General features: G+C 67.6%; 15 protein-coding genes. 10 read left to right on the top strand and 5 right to left on the bottom strand.

Translation table 11 applies throughout. From position 1 onward, the window contains the following. The first annotated feature begins 55 nt into the window (after positions 1–55). From VGT00_21495 to VGT00_21475, 5 genes are all read left to right on the top strand, one after another. Positions 56–811, top strand: coding sequence for an ABC transporter ATP-binding protein (locus VGT00_21495; GenBank protein HEV8534006.1), 756 nt, complete (start codon positions 56–58; stop codon positions 809–811). A gap of 360 nt (positions 812–1,171) precedes the next feature. Further along, complete coding sequence (locus tag VGT00_21490; protein HEV8534005.1) at positions 1,172–2,374, top strand: amidohydrolase family protein; 1,203 nt, start codon at positions 1,172–1,174, stop codon at positions 2,372–2,374. 5 nt (positions 2,375–2,379) lie between these two features. Beyond that, positions 2,380–4,158, top strand: a complete 1,779-nt coding sequence (locus tag VGT00_21485; GenBank protein ID HEV8534004.1) for a thiamine pyrophosphate-dependent enzyme — start codon at positions 2,380–2,382, stop codon at positions 4,156–4,158. 206 nt (positions 4,159–4,364) lie between these two features. Continuing rightward, the gene (locus tag VGT00_21480; GenBank protein ID HEV8534003.1) at positions 4,365–5,696 is read left to right on the top strand and encodes an amidohydrolase family protein; all 1,332 of its coding nucleotides are present in this window, start codon (positions 4,365–4,367) and stop codon (positions 5,694–5,696) included. An 8-nt stretch (positions 5,697–5,704) separates the two neighbouring features. Further along, positions 5,705–6,736 (top strand): amidohydrolase family protein, encoded by a 1,032-nt coding sequence (locus VGT00_21475; protein HEV8534002.1) that lies wholly within the window; start codon positions 5,705–5,707, stop codon positions 6,734–6,736. Positions 6,737–6,739: 3 nt separating this feature from the next. On the opposite strand, the gene VGT00_21470 is transcribed toward VGT00_21475, so the two are convergent. The 3 genes from VGT00_21470 to VGT00_21460 all read right to left on the bottom strand — a co-directional run bounded on the left by VGT00_21470 (position 6,740) and on the right by VGT00_21460 (position 9,448). Next, positions 6,740–7,051, bottom strand: a complete 312-nt coding sequence (locus VGT00_21470) for a BrnA antitoxin family protein (protein HEV8534001.1) — start codon at positions 7,049–7,051, stop codon at positions 6,740–6,742. A 361-nt stretch (positions 7,052–7,412) separates the two neighbouring features. After that, positions 7,413–8,408, bottom strand: coding sequence for an ABC transporter substrate-binding protein (locus VGT00_21465; protein HEV8534000.1), 996 nt, complete (start codon positions 8,406–8,408; stop codon positions 7,413–7,415). A 149-nt stretch (positions 8,409–8,557) separates the two neighbouring features. Further along, on the bottom strand, positions 8,558–9,448 hold the full coding sequence (locus VGT00_21460) for an alpha/beta hydrolase (GenBank protein ID HEV8533999.1): 891 nt from the start codon (positions 9,446–9,448) through the stop codon (positions 8,558–8,560). Between the two features lie 112 nt (positions 9,449–9,560). Here VGT00_21460 and VGT00_21455 point away from each other — a divergent pair, with 112 nt between their 5' ends. Then, a complete protein-coding gene (locus VGT00_21455; GenBank protein ID HEV8533998.1) occupies positions 9,561–10,712 on the top strand; it encodes a CoA transferase in 1,152 nt (383 codons plus the stop codon). A gap of 169 nt (positions 10,713–10,881) precedes the next feature. Here the strand turns inward: VGT00_21455 and VGT00_21450 are convergent, their stop codons facing one another. Continuing rightward, positions 10,882–11,796: an LLM class F420-dependent oxidoreductase gene (locus tag VGT00_21450; GenBank protein ID HEV8533997.1), complete on the bottom strand. Its 915-nt coding sequence runs from the start codon at positions 11,794–11,796 to the stop codon at positions 10,882–10,884. Positions 11,797–11,896: 100 nt separating this feature from the next. On the opposite strand from VGT00_21450, the gene VGT00_21445 reads away from it, so the two are divergent. The 3 genes from VGT00_21445 to VGT00_21435 are packed head-to-tail and all read left to right on the top strand — an operon-like array spanning position 11,897 to position 14,067. Further along, positions 11,897–12,121 (top strand): DUF2945 domain-containing protein, encoded by a 225-nt coding sequence (locus VGT00_21445; GenBank protein HEV8533996.1) that lies wholly within the window; start codon positions 11,897–11,899, stop codon positions 12,119–12,121. A gap of 31 nt (positions 12,122–12,152) precedes the next feature. After that, positions 12,153–12,890, top strand: coding sequence for a hypothetical protein (locus tag VGT00_21440; protein ID HEV8533995.1), 738 nt, complete (start codon positions 12,153–12,155; stop codon positions 12,888–12,890). A 49-nt stretch (positions 12,891–12,939) separates the two neighbouring features. Further along, complete coding sequence (locus VGT00_21435; GenBank protein HEV8533994.1) at positions 12,940–14,067, top strand: amidohydrolase family protein; 1,128 nt, start codon at positions 12,940–12,942, stop codon at positions 14,065–14,067. An 84-nt stretch (positions 14,068–14,151) separates the two neighbouring features. Here VGT00_21435 and VGT00_21430 read toward each other — a convergent pair whose 3' ends face one another. After that, positions 14,152–14,451, bottom strand: a complete 300-nt coding sequence (locus tag VGT00_21430; GenBank protein HEV8533993.1) for a helix-turn-helix transcriptional regulator — start codon at positions 14,449–14,451, stop codon at positions 14,152–14,154. A gap of 222 nt (positions 14,452–14,673) precedes the next feature. Here VGT00_21430 and VGT00_21425 point away from each other — a divergent pair. Continuing rightward, a partial coding sequence (locus VGT00_21425) for a proline dehydrogenase family protein (GenBank protein HEV8533992.1) occupies positions 14,674–15,664 on the top strand: 991 nt, incomplete at its 3' end.

The raw sequence follows: 15,664 nt of genomic DNA, 5'->3' as shown, positions 1-15,664 counted from the left end.
AGGGTGAGGGGGCGGTACGCCGCCGCCCGACTTCATCGCGCTGGACCGGGTGGGGATGACGTATGAGCCGCAGAGCGGTCCCGTCGAGGCCCTGCGGGACATCTCCTTCGGCGTGCGGCGCGGCGAGTTCGTGGCCCTGGTTGGCCCGAGCGGCTGCGGCAAGTCCACCCTGCTGCGCATCGTGGCCGGGCTGAGGCCCGCCACTCGCGGCGACGTGACGGTGGACGGCCGCCCGGTGACGCGGCCCGTCGCGGAAGTCGGCATGGTCTTCCAGGCGCCCGTCCTGCTCAAGTGGCGCTCCGTCCTCGACAACGTATTGCTGCCCGCCGAGCTGGCCGGCCTCGAGCCGAGGCGCTACCGCGACCGCGCGCGCGATCTGCTGCGGCTGGTCGGGCTCGGGGGCTTCGAGGCCAAGCTGCCGCGCGAGCTGTCCGGCGGCATGCAGCAGCGGGCCTCCCTCTGCCGGGCCTTGCTGCTCGATCCGCCCCTGCTCTTGATGGACGAGCCCTTCGGCGCCCTCGACGCGATGACCCGCGACGAGATGAATCTCGAGCTCCTGCGGGTCTGGGGCGAGGACTCCCGTGGGACGATCGGCCGCGATTCCAAGACCATCCTCTTCGTGACCCACTCGATCCCCGAGGCCGTGTTTCTCGCCGACCGCGTCGTGGTCATGTCCCCCCGTCCCGGGCGGGTCGCGCGCATCTGTCCCGTGCATCTCCCGCGGCCTCGCACGGTCGAGGCGCGCGCCTCGGCCGACTTCGGCCGTCTCGCTCTCGAGATCTACGATCTCCTGGTTGCCCGCCCGGCCTGATTGGCGCATCATGAGCGCGCGAATCCACTCAGCTCTCGTCTCGCGCTGGCCGCGGGTTGCCGCTCAACTCGAATCTGCTCAGCCCTCGTCTCGCGACGGCTGGGGCCGTCCCTCAACTCGAACGGCGGGGCGCCGGGAGGACCACGATGAGCCTCACTCGTCGGGACGTGCTCACACAGGGCGCGGCGGTGCTCGGGACAAGCACGCTCGCGCCGGCCCGACGAGTAGCCCGAACCGGCGCGACCGAGAGCGCGATGGTCAGGCCGCAGCATGATCTGACGTGCCCGCGCAAATGTGATAGCTTCTCCGCTACAGCCCCGAAATCAGCGCCTCACGTCCGGCCATGCCGAGGAGGGTGACATGAAAGATGGATTGCGCTTCGTCGACTCCGACATGCACATCATGGAGCCGCCCGATCTCTTCGACCGCTATCTGGATCCGAAGTTCAAGCACCGGGTCAGCGTGCCCGTGGGAACGGACGGCCGCCCGAATCGCGGCCCCTCCGGCCTAACCGTCATCGACGGCCTCCCCACCTCGGACTCCGAGCTGCAGCAATACCGGAAGCGCATCCGTCGTGGCCCCACCCAGAGCACCCAGCCCCTCTCCGGATCGCGCCTCGCCGACACGGGCCGGCTCGACTTCGCCGTCGAGCGCGACTACAACGCCGAGGCCCAGGTCATGGGCATGGAGCAGGAGGGGGTCGATATCGCGGTGCTCTATCCCACGGGCGGCCTCAGCCTCATCGCCCGCGACAACATGGATCCCCAGCTCTCCCTGGCCCTCTGCCAGGCCTACAACAACTGGATCCACGAGTTCTGCCAGTACAGTCCCGATCGCTTGAAGTTCGTGGCCATGCTGCCCGTGCACGACGTGCACCTGGCCTGCCAGGAGCTCGTGCGGTGCGCGAAGCTCGGAGCGGTAGGGTCGTTCATCCGGCCGAACCTGATCAATGATCACTACTGGCACTCGAATTACTGGGACCCTCTCTACAGCGTGCACGAAGGGCTGAACGTGACCTGGGGCTTTCACGAGGGGGTGAGCGCCGTGTACTCGCGGATGATTCCCCTCTACGGCGAGAACCGATTCTACCGGCACGTGGCCAGCCACTGGATCGAGATGCAGCAGGCCATGATCGCCATGATCATCGGCGGCGTGTTCGAGTTCCATCCCAAGCTGAGGGTGGGATTCCTGGAAGCCCAGAACTCCTGGGTGCCCGGCCTCCTGTCGCGCATCGAGTGGGACTACCCCCAGTACCGTGACTCGCACGCCCCCTACCTGGCCCTGACCCCGCGGGAGTACTTCCGGCGCAACTGCTGGGCGGCCGTGGAGGGCAGCGAGCCGGAGATCGAGGCCACCGCCGGACTCATCGGCGCCGACCGGATGTGCATCTCCACGGACTATCCGCACTTCGACTCCAACTTCCCCCACGTGGCGGACAATCTCCTCAAGAACGTGCCCCGCAGGATCGCCGCGCAGATCCTCGCGGGAGGAGGACAGCTCTACGGGTTCACCGAGGCCGACTTCCTGAAGGCTGACGCCGCCGCCGCGCCCACGGGGCGCTGACCGTTGTGCCCGGCGGGCGACTGAGCGACCGCGCGACGGCGGGATACGGGTCTGACCTCGTCGTCGATCTCCTTCAGGCCGTCGGGGTCGAGAAGGTCGCCATCAACCCGGGGGCGACCTTCCGCGGCCTTCACGACTCCCTCGTGAACCATGCGGGCCCGCGCGGGCCCGAGCTCGTGCTCACCACCCACGAGGAGATCGCCGTCGCCCTCGCCCACGGCTATGCCAAGGCGAAAGGGACGCCCATGGCCGCCGTCGTCCACGACATCGTGGGCCTCCAGCACGCGAGCATGGCCATCTTCAATGCCTTCTGCGATCGAGCCCCCATCCTCGTGCTCGGCGCCACCGGGCCCATGGACGCCACGAAGCGCCGGCCCTGGATCGACTGGATCCACACCGCCCTCGTGCAGGGGACCCAGGTCCGCGACTACGTCAAGCTGGACGACCAGCCGGCGAGCGTGGCCGCCATTCCCGAGGCATTTCTGCGCGCGTGGCGGCTCGCCCGTACGGAGCCGCAGGGGCCGGTCTACCTGTGCCTCGACGCCGCGTTGCAGGAGGAGGCGCTCGCGCATCCGGTTCCCTTGCCCGACGTCGCGCGCTTTCAGCCGGCCACGCCGCCGCACGCCGACCCGCGCGCCATCGACGACGCGGCTCGCCGCCTCGCCGACGCGCGCTACCCGGTGATCGTGGTGGAAAATCTCGGGCGCCGTCCGGGCGTGGCCGCGCCCCTGTGCCGTCTCGCCGAGCTCCTCGCCGCGCCCATGGTCGATCTGTCCGCCGAGTCCCAGGGGCGACCGAGCGTCCCCGGCCGTCACCCCCTCGACATGAGCGGGGCGCGAGACGAGGTCGTGCGCGAGGCCGACCTCATCCTCGCCCTCGATGTCTCGAGCTTCCTGAACGCCCTCGGCCACACCGATCGGAGCACGCGCGAGGTACGCCTGCTGAACGAGAGCGTCCGCGTGATCTCGATCTCGCTCGAGGACTACGCGGCCCGGAGCTGGGCGCAGACCTACCAGTCGTTGGTCCCCGTGGACCTGCCCATCGCGGCCGACGCCGCCCTCGCGCTGCCCACGCTGGTGGCGGCCGTCGAGGATCGGCTCCGGCACGACGGCGCCGCCGCGGCGCGCCGGGCCCGCGCGGAGCGCATCGCCCTCCGGCACGCCGCGCTCAGCGCCGAGTGGCAGGGCGCGGTGAGTCTCGAGCGCTCGTCGAAGCCGCTGGCCCCTTCCGTGCTCGCGGCCGAGGTGTGGCAGGTCATCAAGGACGAGGACTGGATTCTCGCCAACGGCACCGGGAAGGGCTGGGCGCGCCGGCTCTGGGACTGGCAGCCCGAGCGGGCCTGCGGCGGCAGTGGAGGCGCGGGGCTCGGCTACGGGCTTCCCGCCGCGCTTGGCGTGACGCTGGCCCATTCCGACTCGGGCAAGCTCTGTGTCAACCTCCAGGCCGACGGCGACCTGCTCTACGTCGTGAGCGGGCTCTACACCGCCGCGCACCACCGGCTGCCCCTCTTGACCGTCATGTTCAACAATCGGACGTACGGGAACGACGAGGAGCACCAGGAAGCCGTGGCCAAGACGCGCGGCCGGCCCGTGGAGAACAAGGTGGTGGGGATCCGCATCGACGATCCGGCGCCGGATTTCGCGCGCATCGCGCAGGGCTTCGGCGTCCACGCCGAGGGGCCGCTGGACAGCGCGGAGGCCGTTGGCCCCGCCCTTCGACGCGCGCTGCGCGTGGTCAAGGACGAGGGCCGCCCCGCCCTCGTGGACGTGCTCACCCGGCCGTAAACGTATGCCCCCTCACCCTACCCTCTCCCCCGGTGGGGGAGAGGGATCAGGAGAAGGAGGGATGGGTGACGTTGCTGATCTCATCCCTCTCCCCCGTCGCGGGGGAGAGGGCCGCGGTTCGAGCTGAGCGGCAAAGCCGCGAGGCGAGGGCTGGGTAGATCAGGGGGCCCGTCGTCTGAGGCGAGTTACTTGAAGGAGGAATGGCTATGGCGCGCGATGGCTACCGCATCTTCGACGCGGACACCCACATCATCGAGCCGGTCGAGCCGATCGAGGAGTATCTGGCGGCGGCCGATCGGGCCAAGCTCGCGGCGCTCGGGCCCCTGGTCGGGCGTGCCCCGGCCAAGGCCGGGATGTCGCGATACCTGATCGGCAAGCGGCCCAAGCTCGATCGGCTCCTCGGCTCGCGGGAGCGGGTCGCCCCGCCCACCGCGGCGACACGTGGCGCCCGGGACGGCGGCACGCCATGGGATGTCCGGTGGCAGGGCCCGCCGTTTCCCACCGATCGCGTGAGCTTCGATCCGCATGCGCGGGTGAAGGACATGGACATCGAGGGCATCGACGTGAACATGATCCTGCCCTCGGGTGGCGTGCCCGCGTGTGCTGGCCTTGACGACATTGCGCTCGAGCAGGCGATGTATCGGGCGTATCACCGCTTCCTCGCAGACTACTGCGCGCCCTATCCGGAGCGATTGACGAGTCTCGTCCTTGTCTCGGCCCGCGACGCCGCCTCGTCGGTGGCCGAGATCGAACGCTGGGGGAAGGAGCCGTGGCCGGTCGGCATCTTTCCGATCTGTCCGCCCGAGCTGTCGCTCGACGACCCGGCGTGGGAGCCGATCTGGGCGGCCGCCGAGGCCCACGACCTCACGGTGGTCATCCACTCGTTCACCATGACCGTCCCGTACCCTCCCGGCATGTGGGACACCTGGGACAACGTCTTTCTCCAGCGCGCCGCCGGCCACGTGTGGAACGCGCAGCGCAACATGGCGGCGCTGATCGGCGCGGGCGTGCTGGACCGCTACCCGCAGCTGCGTCTCACCGCGCTCGAGTGTGGGCACGGCTGGCTGCCCTTCTGGGCCTCGCGGCTGGACGAGCTGGCCGAGATGTCCCGCCACGCCCTGCCGCCCCTCAAGCAGAAGCCGAGCGAGTACATTCGCGGGCCACAGTATTTCCAGAGCATCCAGCTCCACGAGGGTGAGCAGTCGCTGCGCCATGTCCTGGAGGCGCTCGGCGAGGACACCCTCATGTTCGCGACCGACTACCCGCATTCGGAGAGCTGGTTCCCGAAGTCGGTGGACGCTGTCCTGGGCTGGACCTCGATCTCGGAGAGGGCCCGACGGAAGCTCCTCTGGGACAATGCCGTGCAGTGCTACCACCGCTACGGCACACGGGCCCTCGCCCCTTCAATCCCTCTCCCCCAAGCGGGGCAGAAGGTCGCCGCTCGAGCTGAGCGGCCCCAACTTGATCCCTCTCCCCCATCGGGGGAGAGGGCCGCAGTTCGAGCTGAAGGGCGGAGCCCTGAGGCGAGGGCTGAGTAGATGAGGGGGTGAATGGCAGGGCCCCCACCGTGAAGATCGACGTCTTCCCGCACATCCTGCCGCGAAAGTACTTCGACCGCCTGCTCGCGGTGGCGCCGCCAGGGCTCGCGCTGCAGAAGCGCATGTCAGGGATTCCCGTGCTTGTAGACCTTGACCTGCGCTTCACCATGATGGATCGCTGGGATGGGTACGTTCAGGTGCTCACGCTCGCCAACCCGCCCATCGAGGTGGTCGCCCCGCCGGCGACCAGTCCAGAGCTGGCGAGGATCGCCAACGACGAGATGGCGGCCATCGTCGAGCGTCACCCCCACCGCTTCCCCGGCTTCGTCGCCTCGCTACCCATGAACAATCCCGAGGCCGCCCTCACCGAGCTGGAGCGTGCCATCGACGATCTCGGCGCGACGGGGGTGCAGATCTTTACCAACGTCAATGGCCGAGCCCTCGATCAGCCGGAGTATCAGCCGATCTTCGCCCGCATGGCGGAGCGGGGGCTGCCCATCTGGATGCATCCCGCCCGTCCCGCGACCTTCGCGGACTATGCCGGCGAGCCGCGGTCGAAGTACGATCTCTGGTGGGCCTTCGGCTGGCCGTACGAGACCAGCGTGGCCATGGGCCGCCTCGTCTTCTCCGGCCTCTTCGATCGCCACCCCGGACTCATCATCATCACGCATCACCTGGGCGCCATGGTCCCGTTCTGCGAGGGGCGGATCGGCGGCGGGCTCGATCAGCTCGGGGCCCGGAGCGATGACCCGGATGACGGAGGCGCCCTCGGACGGCTCAAGCGACGACCCATCGACTACTTCCGCATGTTCTACGGCGACACCGCCCTCTTCGGGGCCTGGCACGCCATGGAGAGCGGGCTCGCCTTCTTCGGCGCCGATCACGTGCTGTTCGGCACCGATTTCCCCTTCGACCCCGAGAAGGGACCGGGGTTCATCCGCGACACTATCGCCGCCATGGAGCGGATGCGGGCCAGCGACCTGGACAAGGCCAAGATCTACGAGGGCAACGCGCGCCGCCTCCTCCGCCTGAAGGGATAGGCGTTAGCGACCCTTGTACGGACTGCGCCGTCTCGATCCCCGCGCAGTCCCGTAGGGTGCGAGCTCTTCCCGCACGACTTGTCGCACGACATCGAGAGTTGACCGCCGGTTGACGTGCTCGAGAAGAGCGTCGTTGATCAAAGTCTGATAGTTGCCCCCTCCCGCGTTGTGCACCAGATTCCGAAGGTACTTGAGCACTACGTTGTCTAGCCGAATGGAAATCTTCGTCTTGCCCGGCTCGGGTGAGATGACCGGGCCGCACTTCCCGCGGGAGAAATCAATGTCCCGATACCCCTCAGCTACGACCTTCTTCATAGAGCTCCCTCTGCCGCCTGTTCGTCCTCCACGCGGAGAGCACTCGAATGATGTCGGGCTCCCGATACGCGTACACAACGACGAGCAGGTTCGCCTGGTCGCTCAAGCCCAGGGTCACGAACCGCTCTTCTCCCACGGCATCGGGATCCTCACGGGTCAGCGCGAAGGCGTCTTCTGAGACGTGACCGCCTCCGCGAAGCCAATCCCGTGAGTGCGGAGGTTTGCATCCACCTTGCGCGGATCCCACTCGAACCGCACCAGGGTGGTGTATGGACGATTGTCTTCCCGCGCAAGCAAATTGGTGGTGTCCCGCGTGATGCTGAAATCGGGCGGCGCTCTTCCGGAATGCCGTGTTTGTCCCCTACTGAACGACCTGATCCGCCCGCAGCAGCAGCGATTGCGGGATGGTTAGCCCGAGGGCCTTGGCGGTCTTGAGGTTGATCACCAGCTCGAACTTCGTCGGCTGCTCGATGGGCAAGTCTGCCGGCTTCGCGCCCTTGAGGATTTTGTCCACGTACCTTGCGGCACGGCGGAAATTGTCGGTGAAGTTCGGGCCGTAGCTCATTAAGCCGCCCGTTTCGACATGTTCCAGGTTGAGGAATATGGAGGGCAGCCGATGCTTGAGCGCCAGCTCTGCGATCTGCCTCACCTGCTGCAGAAAAAACGTATCGCCCAGAACGAGCACGGCCTGGGTGCGATCACGCGCCATGGCGCCGAAGCCGCGCGTGATCTCGTCTGGAGTACCGCCGTCCACCGCCAGAATGCGAATGCCGACTTTCCCGGCGGCGGACTCGACGAGCTTTAGCCGCCCTAAGTGCTCCGGATTGGATGGGTTCACCAGCACCGCGAACCGGGACAACTTTGGGACGCAGACTGTCAGGAGTTCCACCTGCTTCTGGCCCAGTTCGGGTGCAAAGTTGCTCAGTCCGGTGATATTTCCGCCGGGCCGCGCAAGCCTTGCGGCGGAGCCGTCTCCGGCCGGATCGGACGAGACGGTGCTCACGATAGGAAGGGTCCTGGTCGCCTTCTGCAACGCGCTGTTAACAGGGGTTCCCGTCGCCACAATCACGTCCACTTTTCTCGCTATCAGTTCCGCGGCCAGTCCGGGAAGGGCCTCCCTCTTTCCGTCCGCAAAACGCGCCTCAATGACGAAATTCTTTCCCTCGATATACCCGAGCTCGCGCATTCCTTGCAGAAATGAGTTGTAGCGGCCCGTGTCCAAAGAGGACTGTCGCGACCCGAAGTAGAAAAAGCCGATGCGCCAGACTTTCGTTTCTTGCTGCGCGGGGGAGGGGAGGGGCGCGGCGAGTACACCGAGGGCGAGAGCCGCCGCGAGCGCCGCGCGTATGATCATCATGCCGCTACTGCCGTGTGCTGGCTGAGCACGGCAGCGATCTTCCGCCCTGCCAGGTGCGCGTTGATCGCTAATTTCACCAACGAGAAGAATGCGCCCTTTCCGTTTTCCACACGAATCGGGACTCCACCCGCAAATTTGGCGACCGCTTCTCAGCTCATTCGCGTCTTGCAGAACCGGCCGATGGTCTCGATAGCCGTCTCCGCCTCCTCGAGCATGGGCAGGAACCAGTGCCAGACGTGGACCATGCGGTCCCACACCTCGAGCGTCGCCGGCACCCCGGCCGCCTTGGCCCGATCGGCGAGCTGGGCGGCATCGTCCAGGAGCACCTCGTCGCTGCCGACGTGGATCAGTAGCGGCGGCAGGCCGCGCAGGTCGGCGAACACCGGAGAGGCCAGCGGCGTGCGCGGATCCGTCGCGCCGAGGTAGGCCCGCGCCATCTCGTCGATCCCTGGACGCGCCACGATCGGATCGGCGGCGGCCTTCGTCTGGTAGCTGCCGCCGCTGAAGGTGAGATCGACCCAGGGAGAGATGCACACGCCGCCGGCGGGCAGCCGGACGCGCGCGTCTCTCAGCGCGACCAGCATGGCCACGGTCAACCCGCCGCCCGCGGAGTCGCCCGCGATCACGATCTGCTCCGGCAAGATGCCCTGCTCGAGCAGCCAGCGGTAGCAGGCCACGGCGTCGTCAACGGCGGCGGGGAAAGGGTGCTCGGGCGCGAGCCGATAGTCGAGCAAGAGCGCGCTGGCCCCCGCCGCGCGCGCGATCGCCGCGGCCAGGTGGCGATGAGAACGGGGCGAGCCGATCACGTAGCCCCCGCCATGGAGATAGAGCACGACCCGGCCCGCCTCCGCTGAGGGCGGGCGCAGCCACTCCGCGGGAACTATCGGCGCCGTCACGCGCTCCACCTTGACCTCCGGCGGAGTGGGGAACGCCTTTTCCGCGCGCTCGTACTGGGCACGCCGCTCCGCGATGGTCAGCGAGTCCGACGGGGGAAGCTTCGCCAGGTGCGCGCGTACAGCCTCGATGCCACGGTTCGCCATATCGCTCCTCCATCACTGCGGGTAGATGCCGCTTCCCAGGAGATACCACTCACGCCCGCGCTCTTCAATGTGCCCCCTTGACGTTGCCGCCTCGCCCCACTAGCCTGCGGCCATGAACGGCTGCCTCGACGGCATCCGCGTACTCGAGCTGGCGCGCTTCCAGGCGGGCCCGCGCGGCGGCATGCTGCTGTCCGATCTCGGGGCCGAGGTGATCAAGATCGAGCCGCCGGGCGGGGAGGAGACGCGCAAGCACCCGCCCCTCGTGCGCGGCCAGAGCGTGTACTTCTCCGTCTACAACCGCGGCAAGAAGAGCGTCTGTCTCGATCTCAGGAGTGCCCAAGGCAAGGAGGTCTTCGCCGCCCTCGTGGCCAAGGCCGACATTGTGCTCGAGAACTTCCGCCCGGGCGTCATGCGCGCCATGGGCTTCGACTACGAGCGGCTGGCCGCGCTGAACGCCGGGATCATCCTCGTCTCGGTGTCGGGGTTCGGCCAGTACGGGCCCTATACGGAGCGGCCGGCCTTTGACTCGCTCGGCCAGGCCATGAGCGGCCTCATGACGCTGACCGGCCAGCAGGAAGGCAAGCCCATCGGCACCGCATCGTCCGTCGTCGATCGTTACACCGCGCTCCACGCGACGATCGGCACGCTCGCCGCCCTTCGTCATCGCGAGCGCACGGGCGAGGGGCAGGTCGTCGACGTTTGCCTGCTCGACTCCGCGCTGACCATGGTCGAGATCCCGACCTCGTACTACCTCGCCACCGGCAAGGAAGGCGGCGAGGGTGGCCGGCCGCCCTACAAGACCAAGGACGGCTTCGTGGTCATCGCTGCCGCGGGTCGGGACATGGCCGCGCGCTTGATGCAGATCGTCCGCGGCGCCAGCGCCGAGGGCGACACCACGCCCATGGCGGGCAGCACGGGGCCCGACGATCGGCGGGTGCTCATCGACAAGTGGTGCGCCGGGCGGACGACGGAGGAGATCTGCGAGAGCCTCCTCGAGGTCGGGATCCCCTCGGCGCCGGTGCGCACGATCCCCCAGGTCGCCCAGGATCCGCACCTCTGGCAGCGCGAGATGCTGGTGAAGATGGAGGACGCGATCGCGGGGGAGATGTACCTGCCGGGTGCGACGATCAAGCTCTCCAAGACCCCGGCCCGGGTCGGGCCCGTGCCCACCATCGGCCAGCACACCGACGAGACGCTCTCGCGTCTCCTCGGCTACGACGCCACCAGGCTGGCCGCCCTCCGCCTCGCCGGCGCCATCGCCTGAGTCCCTCACGAGCGCGCCTACCGCATCGTGGTCTCCCCCTCACCCTGCCCTCTCCCCCTGCGGGGGCGAGGGATCAAAATAAATCCCTCTCCCTCGGAGAGGGAGAGGGCAGGGTGAGGGTGGCGTTGTCTCGGGAATAGTCAAGGCGAGCCTGAATACTTCGCGCTAATTAGCCGACGGCGCTGCGGATCTTGCCGTGGAGGACGCCCAGCGCGTCGATCATCGCGTCCACGGAGCGCGCGCCCGCCTGGAAGATGGCCGTGGCGTTGAGCGCCACCCACTCGAAGCCCATCTTCTGCAGCTCGACCACGCGAGCCACCACGCGGTCGTGCTGGGCATAGAAGCGCTTGCCTTCGGCATCGCGTGGCGGAGGAGCGACCATGCTTTGCCATCCGATGCCGCCGGGATCGCGCCCGGCCGCCTCGGCGGCCCGCCGGATGGCGTCGATAGCCACCTGCGCGCTGGTCGCGTCCGTGATCCGGCTGGCCAGCCAGCCGTCGCCCAGCTCGCCCACGCGGCGCCAGGCGCGCTCCGACATGCCGCCGATCCAGATGGGCAGACTGCGCCCCTGCGGCGGCTTGGGCTCCATGGCCATCGCGGTCATGGGATAGTGCGGCCCGGCTGATTCCACGCGCGCCTCGCTCCAGTACGCGCGGAGCAGCCGGATGGCTTCGTCCATCCGCGCGCCGCGAGTGTGAAAGTCCTCGCCCAGCGCCTCGTACTCCGATTCCTGCCAGCCCACCCCGACGCCCAGGCGCACGCGGCCGCCCGCGAGCATGTCGAGCGTGCTCACCTGCTTGGCCACGAGGGTCGGGTGACGCTGCGGCAGGACGAGCACCTCGGTCCCGAGCCCCACGCGCGAGGTGACGGCGGCGATATGGCCGAGGAGCATCAGCGCTTCCAGGATTGGCATGGTCGCCTGGTAAGGACCAGGCGGGCGCCCCTCCATCGGATAGCCCATGACGACGTGGTCGAAGACGTCGATGTGGTCATAGCCGATCTGCTCGACGGCGCGGGCAAAGCGCCGCACGGCCTCCGGCCCTTCGCGGTACGACACGCTGGGGAATTCGACGGTGAGCTTCATGGCCGTGCATTATGCGCCGGGGCGTGGACTTTCGGCCAGCGTTATCCTGAATTGAGAGTCGGACGGGGCAGATTCGAGGCGACGACTTGGGGGGGGAGCCATGACGAGAAGGTTCAAGGTCGGAGATCGCGTGAGTTGGAACTCGGAGGCGGGGCGGGTGAGCGGGCGGATCATCAAGGTACACACGCGAGACGTGAACTACAAGGGCTACACCCACCATGCAAGCAAGGAGGCTCCGCAATACGCGATAAGGAGCGACAAGACGGATCATGTGGCGATGCACAAGGGCACCGCGCTGACGCGGCGGCGCCCCTCTCGCCCTTGACAGTTGTGGCCCGCGGACGGATGATCCCCCCATGAACGCATTAGAGAAGGCCGAGGCCGCCGAGCGGGCGATGATGGAGGAGCTGGACCGGGTCGTCGTGAAGTCGGTCATCTACACCTCGGGAGAGCGCGACCCGCGTGAGCCGATCCCCCGCCCCCCCGACACGGGCAAGCGGTACCTGATGGGCCACGATCCGCGCCTGCCGCGGATGCCCGACAAGCCGAACCTGTTCGACTTCTTCAAGCTCCGCTTCGGCCCCACCCAGCACCTGATGCAGAGCGCGCGGCTCGCCCAGAAGAACGGCGTCAACGAGAAGATCGTCCTCGCGTGCCTGCTGCACGACATTGCTGCCGTGGGGTTCATTCGCGGCGACCACGGCTACTGGACGGCCCAGCTCGTCGAGCCATACGTGGACGAAGAGGTGAGCTTTGCCATCCGCTACCACCAGGCCTTGCGCTTCTTCGCCGACGAATCCGTCGGCTATGCCTACCCCCAGTCCTACATCAGGCTGTTCGGCCCGGACTACAAGCCCGACGCCTACATCGAGCGGGACTATCGCTACGCGCGCGATCACCAGTGGTACATGAGCGCGCGCCTGATCTGCATCAACGACCTCTACTCCTTCGATCCCAACGTGCGGGTCGAGCTGGAGGAGTTCACGGACGTCGTGGGCCGCCACTTCAGGCAGCCCGAGGAAGGCCTCGGGTTCGACGTCAGTCCCTCCGCGCACATGTGGCGCGCGATGAACTGGCCGACGAAGTACCTGTAGCTGTCCCGTCCTACCGCCCTCTCGCCGCGGGCGCTCACGGAGGTGGCTCATGCACCAGAACTTCAAGGTCCTCGACAGTGACATCCACATCATCGAGCCGCCCGACCTGTGGCAGCGCTACATCGACCCCGCCTTCCGGGATCGTAGCCCCCACGGCCTGACCGAGGACGTCGGCGATCTACGGCTGGCCCACGGGGGTAAGCCGTGGGGCCGCGTCGCGGGGACCGATGCCGATCGGAACCGCCGCCGTCAGGGGCACAACTATGCCCTCAACCAGCAGCGCTGGAAGCCCTTCGAAGAGCGCGGGTGGACGTCCAAGGTGCAGCTCGAGGCGATGGACATCGAGGGTATCGACGTGGCGGTGGTCTATCCCTCCCGTGGTCTGTTCGCCCTGACGGTTCCGGACATGGAGCCGCCCCTCGCCGCGGCCATGGCCCGCGCGTACAACGACTGGCTCTACGAGTTCTGCCAGGAGAATCCCGAGCGCCTGATCGGAGCGGGTATGATCTCGCCCTTCGACGTCAACGACGCGGTGGCGGAGGCGCGCCGCTGCGTGAGAGAGCTGGGCTTCCGCGGGGTGTTTCTGCGGCCGAACGAGGTGCAGGGGCGCAACTGGCACGATCCTTACTACGAGCCGCTCTGGGCCGCGCTGGAGGAGGTGGAGGTGCCGCTGGGATTCCACGAGGGCTCGGGCTCGCTCCTCCGGCAGGTGGGCGAGCAGTTCGGCGCCAACACGATGCTGAAGCACGTGTACTCCCATCCCGTCGAGCAGATGCTGGCGGTGGGAGCCTTCTGCGCGGGCGGCATCCTGGAACGGCATCCGCGGCTGCGTGTGGCCTTCCTCGAAGGTAACTGCAGCTGGGTGCCCTTCCTCCTCTGGCGCATGGACGAGCACGCGGAGTGGCTGGGTGACGTCTACGCCAAGGAGTTGACCATGCCGCCCAGCGGGTACTTCAAGCGGCAGTGCTTCGTGTCGGTGGAATGCGACGAGGAGCCCGTGAAGCACGTCATCGACGCCATCGGCGACGACCGCATCGTCTTCTCGACGGATTTCCCGCACGGCGATTCGAAATTCCCGCGGGCGGTGGAGTCGTTCCTCCGGCTCCCCATCTCCGAGCTGAGCAAGCGCAAGATTCTCTGGGACAACTGCGCCGCCTACTACGGCCTGCCCGCCTGAGCGCATACCGGGTCACGTCCCCCATCCGGAGAGAGGGGCAGGACGAGGGGGCCGAAGGGCTTCTATGGCTCGATCTGTGAATTGTTAGCGGGAGCGTCGGGCTGGGAAGGTGACTTCGACCCCGCGGCCCAGTGCCCGCGCGATCTTCACGAGCGTCCCGAGAGTCATATTTTGAGCCGGGCTTGTCTCGATACGGGAGATATTGGGCGCGCTCATACCGACTCGATCAGCAAGCTGGGCTTGGCTCAAGCGCTTCTTCTCGCGCATCCTTGCGATCTGAATCCCCACCCGAAGGGACTCGAGCTCCCTGGCGACGAGCCCGCGCAGTTCGGAATCGCCAAGCTGCTTCTGGAAGTAGAGATCCCAGTTTGAAGGTTTTTTCATGGCAGGTGTCGTGTCGGCTCGGTCACAGAGACTATACCATATATGATAATAGGAGGCAGACGGAGAGACTCAGCGGACCTTGAGCTGCCGCGACCGACATACCTTCCTGTAGCACTCCATCCGTGTCGATCCAATGCCGTGAATTGGATACATCCGGCGTCCGGTACACTAAATCCGCCCCACGTACAATAGAACTCTAGAGCGATGGGGGCCTTGTCCGCGATGAGGCGAAAAGAGCGCGCCGGCCGCGCCGTCGACCTGGCGGCCACGCTGCTGCGCGAGGCCCGAGCCCAGGAGACGCCGGAGGAGAAGACCCAGGCGCGCCGGCTCGCCCGCATGATGGAAGACCCGCGCGGCAAGCAGCTCACCATCGCCCTCGTCGATCAGGCCTTCCGCAGCCGACGGCCGGAGCGTATCGCCGACCAGCTCGGTTACCTGCTCGAGCGCTACGGCACGCCGCAGTTCATGGAGTGGTGGGAGCGGGTCGCCCTCATGCTCGGCGGGGTCATGGGTCACTATCTTCCGAGCGTCGTGGTGCCGCCGATCGTGGCCCGCCTGCGCCACGAGACCGAGTCGCTGATCCTGCCCGCCGAGGAGGAGGAGCTCCGGCACTACCTAGCCGAGAGGCGTCGCGCGGGCGTGCGCCTGAACCTCAACCTGCTCGGCGAGGCGATCCTGGGTGAGGGCGAAGCGGCGCGCCGGCTCGAGGCCTACCTGGCGCTCCTGGCCCGCGAAGACGTCGAGTACATCTCGGTCAAGGTCTCCTCGGTCTTCAGCCAGATCAACCTGGTGGCCTTTCGTCACACCGTCGAGCGCGTGAAGGAGCGGCTGCGCGTGCTCTACCGGCAGGCTCTACGGCATCAATACCGTCACGCCGACGGCCACCTCACGCCGAAGTTCATCAACCTCGACATGGAGGAGCACCGTGACCTCGACCTGACCGTCACGGCGTTTCGCGAGGTGCTCGACGAGGCCGAGTTCCTGCGGCTCCGGGCAGGGGTCGTGCTTCAGGCGTATCTGCCCGAGTCCCACCGCGTGCAGCGCGCGCTCACCGCGTGGGCGATCGAGCGGGGCCGTCGCGGGGGCGCGCCCATCAAGCTGCGCATCGTCAAGGGCGCCAACCTCGCCATGGAGCGGATCGAGGCCGCGCGGCATGGCTGGCCCCAGGCGCCCTACGCCACAAAGGTGGAGGTGGACGCCAACTTCAAGCGCA

The sequence above is a fragment of the Candidatus Methylomirabilota bacterium genome, assembly GCA_036002485.1.
GTDB lineage: Bacteria > Methylomirabilota > Methylomirabilia > Rokubacteriales > CSP1-6 > AR37.
This window is presented reverse-complemented; position numbering and strand designations above follow the sequence as displayed.